Annotated in this window: 14 protein-coding genes; all 14 read right to left on the minus strand. The window is 47.0% G+C overall.

Going from position 1 to position 7,154, the window contains the following annotated elements; genetic code table 11:
- The 14 genes from rplE to rpsJ all read right to left on the minus strand — a co-directional run bounded on the left by rplE (position 1) and on the right by rpsJ (position 6,742).
- On the minus strand, positions 1-600 hold the full coding sequence (rplE, locus tag ACQY3M_RS05375) for a 50S ribosomal protein L5 (protein WP_428066560.1): 600 nt from the start codon (positions 598-600) through the stop codon (positions 1-3).
- A gap of 13 nt (positions 601-613) precedes the next feature.
- Positions 614-919 (minus strand): 50S ribosomal protein L24, encoded by a 306-nt coding sequence (rplX, locus tag ACQY3M_RS05380; RefSeq protein WP_428066562.1) that lies wholly within the window; start codon positions 917-919, stop codon positions 614-616.
- Between the two features lie 2 nt (positions 920-921).
- Positions 922-1,290 (minus strand): 50S ribosomal protein L14, encoded by a 369-nt coding sequence (gene rplN / locus ACQY3M_RS05385; RefSeq protein ID WP_428047200.1) that lies wholly within the window; start codon positions 1,288-1,290, stop codon positions 922-924.
- Between the two features lie 20 nt (positions 1,291-1,310).
- Entirely contained in the window at positions 1,311-1,580 is a 270-nt protein-coding gene (rpsQ, locus tag ACQY3M_RS05390) for a 30S ribosomal protein S17 (RefSeq protein ID WP_428066564.1), read from the minus strand.
- 13 nt (positions 1,581-1,593) lie between these two features.
- Complete coding sequence (gene rpmC / locus ACQY3M_RS05395) at positions 1,594-1,797, minus strand: 50S ribosomal protein L29 (protein WP_428066565.1); 204 nt, start codon at positions 1,795-1,797, stop codon at positions 1,594-1,596.
- A 3-nt stretch (positions 1,798-1,800) separates the two neighbouring features.
- Positions 1,801-2,211: a 50S ribosomal protein L16 gene (rplP, locus tag ACQY3M_RS05400; RefSeq protein ID WP_428066566.1), complete on the minus strand. Its 411-nt coding sequence runs from the start codon at positions 2,209-2,211 to the stop codon at positions 1,801-1,803.
- 18 nt (positions 2,212-2,229) lie between these two features.
- On the minus strand, positions 2,230-2,997 hold the full coding sequence (gene rpsC / locus ACQY3M_RS05405) for a 30S ribosomal protein S3 (protein WP_428066567.1): 768 nt from the start codon (positions 2,995-2,997) through the stop codon (positions 2,230-2,232).
- On the minus strand, positions 2,997-3,377 hold the full coding sequence (locus ACQY3M_RS05410) for a large ribosomal subunit protein uL22 (protein ID WP_428066569.1): 381 nt from the start codon (positions 3,375-3,377) through the stop codon (positions 2,997-2,999). The genes rpsC and ACQY3M_RS05410 overlap by 1 nt, the downstream gene beginning before the upstream one ends.
- A gap of 19 nt (positions 3,378-3,396) precedes the next feature.
- Positions 3,397-3,678 (minus strand): 30S ribosomal protein S19, encoded by a 282-nt coding sequence (rpsS, locus tag ACQY3M_RS05415; RefSeq protein WP_428047194.1) that lies wholly within the window; start codon positions 3,676-3,678, stop codon positions 3,397-3,399.
- 2 nt (positions 3,679-3,680) lie between these two features.
- Positions 3,681-4,523 (minus strand): 50S ribosomal protein L2, encoded by an 843-nt coding sequence (rplB, locus tag ACQY3M_RS05420; RefSeq protein WP_428066570.1) that lies wholly within the window; start codon positions 4,521-4,523, stop codon positions 3,681-3,683.
- Positions 4,524-4,549: 26 nt separating this feature from the next.
- The gene (rplW, locus tag ACQY3M_RS05425; RefSeq protein WP_428066571.1) at positions 4,550-4,846 is read right to left on the minus strand and encodes a 50S ribosomal protein L23; all 297 of its coding nucleotides are present in this window, start codon (positions 4,844-4,846) and stop codon (positions 4,550-4,552) included.
- Between the two features lie 15 nt (positions 4,847-4,861).
- Positions 4,862-5,470 carry a 50S ribosomal protein L4 gene (rplD, locus tag ACQY3M_RS05430; RefSeq protein WP_428066573.1) on the minus strand — a complete coding sequence of 203 codons (609 nt, stop codon included), beginning with the start codon at positions 5,468-5,470 and terminating at the stop codon, positions 4,862-4,864.
- An 11-nt stretch (positions 5,471-5,481) separates the two neighbouring features.
- Entirely contained in the window at positions 5,482-6,258 is a 777-nt protein-coding gene (rplC, locus tag ACQY3M_RS05435; RefSeq protein WP_428066574.1) for a 50S ribosomal protein L3, read from the minus strand.
- A gap of 136 nt (positions 6,259-6,394) precedes the next feature.
- The gene (rpsJ, locus tag ACQY3M_RS05440) at positions 6,395-6,742 is read right to left on the minus strand and encodes a 30S ribosomal protein S10 (protein ID WP_428051529.1); all 348 of its coding nucleotides are present in this window, start codon (positions 6,740-6,742) and stop codon (positions 6,395-6,397) included.
- Positions 6,743-7,154: the final 412 nt, after the last annotated feature.

Genomic DNA, 7,154 nt, shown 5'->3' on the forward strand with positions numbered 1-7,154 from the left:
TTATTTTGTGCCTTTCTCTTTTCTGAAAGGAAAACCCATGAATTCCATCAATTTCTCGCCGTCGCTGTCTTTCTTGGCGGTCGTTACGAAGGAGATGTTCATTCCATGTGCTTTGGGAGATTTTTCCACGTCTATCTCCGGAAATACGTAGTGCTCGCGAATGCCGATGTTCAGATTGCCTCTGCCGTCAAAGCATTTGCCAAAACCCTGAAAGTCTCTTATGCGCGGGGCTACGATGTTGACGAATCTATCAAAAAATTCGTACATTTTGTCGCCGCGTAAGGTTACTCTCACACCGATGGGCATACCTTCTCTAAGTTTGAAGTTAGAGATGGATTTCTTTGCCCTTCTGACTTGGGCGAGTTGGCCCGCTATATTGGTAAGGTCTTCCCTCGCGATATCCAAAAATTTGATATCTTCCTTAGCGTCCGCTACGCCGATATTGATTACTATCTTCTCAAGTTTCGGGGCGGCCATGGGGCTCTTTACGCCCATATCCTTGAGAAGGGCCGGAAGAACGTTCTCTTTATAATACGTCTTAAGCCTAGGCTGATAGTTCTCAGCTTTTACCGTTTTCTTCGTTTCTTTTTTCTCAGTCATTTTTCTTCCCGCCTTATATCGCTTCGTTGCATTTGCGGCAAACTCTCGTTACCGTGCCGCTCTGCTCTACTTTATTTTTGGGCGTCATATGCTTCTTGCATTTGGAGCACACCACCGCCACGTTTGAGGCGTCTATCGGGGCTTCCATCTTCTGTATGCCGCCTTTGTTGTTCTGGTTCGGTTTTACGTGCTTGGAGATCATATTTATCCCGGTCACCACGACTTTGTTCTTAGACGGCATTACTTCCCTTATTTCGCCAGTCTTGCCTTTGTCTTTACCGGCCAGAATGATTACCTTATCGTTCTTCTTAAGATTCATAATTATATTACCTCCGGGGCCAAGGAGATTATCTTAAGGAAATTCTTTTCCCTAAGTTCTCTCGCCACGGGCCCGAATACACGCGTACCTTTCGGCTCGCCGTTCTCATTGATTAAACATACGGCGTTGTCGTCAAAGCGGATATAGGATCCGTCTTTTCTGCGTTTTTCCCTGGCGACTCTTACCACTACCGCACGAACTACGTCGCCTTTCTTTACGTTGGAGGTCGGGATTGCGTCCCTTACGGAACACATCACAACATCGCCAAGAGAGGCAAAGTCCCTGTGGTGCCCGCCTCTTACTTTAAAGCACTGCACCTTTCTCGCGCCGGAGTTGTCTGCCACATTAAGTATGCTTCTTAACTGAATCATATTCTATATCTCCGTTACTTTTATCCAAGGGCCTTTTCCACTATCTTGGAAATGCGCCATCTTTTAAGTTTGGACAAGGGCCTCGTTGCCATTATCTCTACCTTGTCGCCAATTTTGCTCTCATTACCCTCGTCGTGGGCGTGATAGCATTTGGAAGTTCTGATTATCTTTCCGTAAAAAGAGTGCTTCTTCGTCGTAGTAACTTCAACCGTGCGAGTTTTGTTCATCTTGTCGGAGGTTACTACACCCGTCATCACTTTCCTTTTTGCGCGATTTGTAATATTTTCCATTTATCAAATCCTCTTATTTGGACTGCGCCTTCTCTCTTATTAATGTGTTGAGCAAGGCGATTTCGCGTCTGACGACTCTAATTTCCATAGGGTTGGATAGCGGAGTCGTGCTGTGTTTAAAGAGAAGGTTAAACTGTTTCTCTTTTGCTTTAGCCAGCAGATCCTGAAGGTCCGCTAAGCTCTTCTGTTTTAAGGTTTCTTTTTCTTTGGCCTTCATAAATTACCTTCTTACCACAAGTTTCGTCTTTATAGGCAATTTGTCTGACGCAAGGCGAAAAGCTTGTTTCGTTTCCTCTAAAGCTGTACCTTCAATCTCAAACAAAATGCGGCCCGGCTTCACTACACATACCCAATGGTCCGGTGCGCCTTTTCCCTTTCCCATCCTGGTTTCCGCAGGGTGCTTGGTGATAGCTTTATCAGGGAAAATTCTCGTCCACATCTTACCTTTCTTCCTTACAAATCTGGAAAGAGTGATACGAGCGGCCTCTATCTGTCTGGCCGTTATCCATTTCGGCTCCAAAGCCTTTAAGCCGTATTCGCCGAAGGATACTTCCGCGCCTCTCTTGGCGTTCCCTTTTATGCGGGGAGCCGAATGAGGTTTGCGATATTTTACTCTTTTAGGCATTAACATATTCTATTCCTCTCCCCCTTATTTATCCTGCGCGGCCGCTTTCTTGGCCGGAGCTTTGCTCTCTTCGGCGGGGGTTACCTTCTCCTCTACACCGTGCGTAGCGCTGCCTTCCTGCATTTCTCTGTGCTTTCTAAGTTCGTTTAATATCTCTTTGGGAGTCTTGGCAAAGTGGATCTTCTTGAATATCCATACCTTTATGCCGATTTTCCCGCTGACCGTATTGGCTTCATAAGTGCCATAGTCTATATCCGCGCAGAGAGTATGCAAAGGTACACGGCCTTCTCTCTTCCACTCGGTTCTGGCGATTTCCGCACCGCCGAGCCTGCCGCCTACCATTATCTTAATACCCAAAGCCTTGCCGGCCAAAGCCTTGTCTATCGCTTTCTTCATAGCGGCGCCGTAGTGGGCGCGTTTCTCTATCTGGAAAGCTATCGACTGGGCTACCAGCCTGGCATCCGTTTCGGGATTTTTAATCTCTATTACGTTGACAAAGGTCTTGCTGCCGGTGAGCTTTTCCAAGTCCTTTCTCAAAGCTTCAATATCGGCGCCTTTCTTGCCGATTACTACACCCGGCCTCGCCGTGTGTATGTTTACCCTTAAAAAGGATCCCGCCCTCTCGATTCCGACGGAGCTTACCGCCGCGAGCTGGAACCTCGATTCCACTATCTGCCTTATCTGGTAATCTTCCATAATAAGAGCAGGCATATTCTTAGGGGCAAACCATCTTGACTGCCAATCTTGGGTATAACCAAGCCTTAATCCTTTGGGGTGTATCTTATGTCCCATTATTTAAGCCCTCCCTTTGCGGGGCGTGCGCCCTTCTTCTCGTCGCTTACGATTACCGTTAAGTGACATACGCTTTTCTTATAAGGCATAGCTCTGCCTTGCGGGCCGGGCTGTACTCTTTTTAAGTGCTTCATAGGGCCTATGTTAGCATAAGCCTCTTTGATGTATACTTTGGAAAAATCCAACTTCTTGCCGGATTTTACCTGCAGGTTTGAAGCCGCGGAATGAATAGTCTTCTGAACCAACTCGCTGCAGCGAAGGCCGGTAAAAGGTATCATGCCTTCCGCCGCCTTTACGCTTTTGCCGCGAACCAAGTCCAACAACAAGCCTACCTTCCTGCTGCCGTACCTTTGAAATTTAGCTTTTGAACAAGCTTCCATATCAAATCCTCGTTATCTCTTATTTCAAGGCCTTGGACTCTTTGGTCATGCCGCCGTGGCCTTTAAACGTCCTGGTGAAAGCAAATTCACCAAGTTTGTGCCCTATCATTCTTTCGCTTACATATACCGGCAAAAACTTCCTGCCGTTATGTACCAAGAACGTATGCCCCACAAACGCGGGAACTATAGTGCACGCTCTGGACCATGTCTTGATCTGCTTCTTATCTGTCGGAGACATAGCCTCTACAGCTTCAAGTAAGTTATGGTCTACATAAGGACCTTTCTTTGTGCTTCTTGACATAATTAGTTAGCTCCCGACGAGTTTTTACGTCTGTCTTTTATGATCATCCAATCCCAGGTCTTCGCGGGTCTGGTCTTCAAACCGCGAGAAATCTGGTTCCAAGGCGATCTGGGTATATTGCCGCCCTTTGAGTGGCCTCTACCGCCGCCCATAGGATGGTCTACCGCGTTCATCGCGTTACCGCGTACCGTCGGTTTAATGCCGCGATGTCTGTTTCTGCCGGCATTACCTATTACTACCGCGTTATGTTCCGTATTGCCTACCTGGCCGATTGTGGCACAGCAGTTCTCCGGAATGAGCCTGATCTCGCCTGAGGGCATCTTGATATGGACATAGCCGCCGTCTTTGGCCATGATTTGAGCCTGTGATCCGGCCGAACGCGCCAACTGCGCGCCCTTGCCTACTTTAAGCTCTATCGCGTGGATAAAAGTACCTTCGGGAATATTTTTTAACGGAAGGCAGTTACCCACTTTAATATCTGCTTTGGGCCCTGACATAACTGTATCGCCGACTTTTAAACCGATGGGATGTATCATATACTGCTTATCGCCATCAGCGTAATTTAAAAGGCAAATGCGGGCAGACCTGTTCGGATCGTATTCTATCGATACTACCTTGGCAGGTACGCCGTATTTGGCTCTCTTAAAATCTATTTTCCTGTAGGATTGCTTATGGCCTCCGCCGATATGGCGTACCATAATCATACCCGTATTGTTTCTGCCGCCGCTCTTCCTTAAACCTTTGGTAAGCCTCTTTTCGGGAGTCTTCTTGGTTATCTCGGAGAAGTCGGCAACCGTGATCGTTCTCCTGGAGGGAGTATACGGTTTGAATGTCTTTATAGGCATATTTGTAACTTTTCTCCTTTTCTCGGTTACTTAGACGCGGCCTCTACCGTGTCTATTTTATCGCCTTTCTTCAATGTGACGAGGGCCTTTTTCAAATCCGGCCTCTTTCCTGCAAAGCGTCCCATTCTTTTTACCTTGCCGCGCAAAGCTATCGTGGCGACGTCTTCAACCGTTACGTTGAATATCTTTTCCACCGCTTCGCGGATCTCGTGCTTGTTGGCGGTCTTTTCGACCACGAAACAATAGCAGTTGTTTTTATCTCTTAAGATTAAGCTCTTTTCGGTTAAGAGAGGTTTCTTTATAGTTTCATATATCTTCGTCATTTTCCTTTCCTCCGCTTAAGCAGCCATCTTCTCAAGAGCGTCTTTGGTAAAAATTACTTTGCTGCAGTTTAAAACCACATAAGCGTTCAAATCCGACGGTACCATCTGGATCACGCCCGCTATGTTGCGGCCCGCTCTTTCCAATTTGGCGTCCGCCAAACTTACTATCAACGGCTTCTTGCCGGCATTCAAAGTTTTCAAAACTTCGGCTACCGCTTTGGTTTTGGCTTCTTTGATGTCGAAGTTGTCAAGAACTACCACACTGTCGGAATTTAACTTCGCCGTAAGAGCCTGCGCCAAGGCCAGTCTTCTCTTTGCGGCGGGCAAATCCTGCCTGAAGGACCTCGGGGTCGGGCCGAAAGCCACGCCGCCGTGTCTCCATATCGGGGTTCTCATGCTGCCGTGTCTGGCGCGGCCGGTGCCTTTCTGCTTCCAAGGTTTCTTACCCGTGCCGGATACTTCGCCGCGAGTTTTTACATCCGCGGTGCCCGATCTCTGATTGGCCAAAAATGCCGTGATTACTTCATGAAGGAATGTAGGATTGGGTTTCTTGCCAAAGAGCGCTTCGGGCAAGGTTACCGTCCCTTGTTCTTTCCCTTGTATGTTTAAAAGTTTAGTTTCCATTGTCAACCTTCCTATTTCTTCTTGGTGTTAGCAGCCTTGGAAGCAGATATCTTCTGTACCTGCGCGGCTACTACGTGTTTCTTAGGTTTGGAGGTTTCCAAAACGGATACGATAGTCCCTTTCGCGCCCGGAACTGAACCCTTTAAGAATATTAAATTGTTAGCCGTATCTACTTTCGCTACTTCTATCTTGGAAACTGTGGTGGTGGTAAAACCGTAATGGCCCGCCATTCTCTGGCCGGACAATACTTTACCGAGTGATCTTCTTGAAGCTAAACCGCCCGGAGCTCTTTCCCTGTCCGAGGCGCCGTGTGAGGCAGGCTGACCGGCAAAGCCGTGGCGTTTCATCGCACCGGCGAAACCGCGTCCTTTTATTTTGCCCTGTACGTCTACGTAGTCGCCCGGTTTAAATACGCTTCCCAAATCTATTACCTGACCTACTTCAAAACCGGTAACGTCCGCCAAGCGGCATTCTTTGATGTGTTTTACAGGAGTCACGCCCAATTTCTTAAAATTGCCCATATCGGGTTTGTTGAGCTTGCTTTCCTTTACATCGCCAAAACCCAAAGCTACAGCGGTATAACCGTCTTTTTCCTGGGTTCTGACTCTTACAATTTTACAAGGCCCCGCTTTTACTACGGAAACCGCATGTAGATTGCCCTTATCGTCAAACAGCTGCGTCATTCCCAACTTCTCGCCTAATACGAAACGAAGCGTCGCCGGAGCTGTCTTTACTTCCGCTTTGGCTTCCTGCGCCGCCGCGGTCTGTGTGTTTGTTTCTTCTGACATTACTTACTTTTCCTTTTTATCGGCCGCATCATAAGCATTTTTCAATGTTTACTGCGCCACCTCATTTTTTACTAATGCAGAGTTCCCGTGTTTTCTGCACCCGCCTTCCCCTCGCGGGAAAGACGCTCTGTACCTCTTAGTTGCTTTTTATTGCCACATCTACGCCCGCAGGCAAATCAAGCTTCATAAGCTCGTCTACGGTTTTAGGTGTGGGGCTCTTTAAATCGATTAACCTTTTGTGGATACGCATCTCAAACTGTTCTCTGGATTTCTTATCCGTATGAGGTGAGCGAAGTACGGTGTACTTCCTTATCTTCACGGGTAAAAGAACAGGGCCGGCAACGATGGCGCCGGTTTTTCTAGCAGTATCTACTATTCTGGCAACGGAGTTGTCCAGCATTCTGTAATCGTAAGAGCGAAGTTTTATGCGGATCCTTTCCTGTCCGCTTAACTTTGCCGTTTTCTTTTCTGTTTTTTCTGCCATTTTTATTTTCCTTAAATCATTTTTACTTAAACAATTATACGACAGAAACTCCTTCTCCGGGCCATCTTCTTCGACGGACCGGTAAGGAATCTGCTGCCTATCCTACAACTTAGTACATTAAATTATACCAAATTATAAGGCTTTTGCGCCATTAGTTTTTTAGCGATTTTCACCGATACGCTTAACTAACAAACGCTTTCCTTTTCCTTATTATATTATACTATAATTCGTCGCCGCGGCAAAATATTTCAGCGTGCGAAAATTCCTTTAACAATTAAGGCTTATCGCTCTCATTTTAAGCCGGGCTTAAAAAAAGGCCGACTTTAAAAGTCGGCCCTTTATCTTGCTTAATTGAAATTACTCAAGGATCTTGGTAACAACGCCGGCGCCTACTGTCCTGCCGCCTTCCCTT

This window comes from Candidatus Proelusimicrobium volucris (assembly GCF_959605025.1).
GTDB lineage: Bacteria > Elusimicrobiota > Elusimicrobia > Elusimicrobiales > Elusimicrobiaceae > Proelusimicrobium > Proelusimicrobium volucris.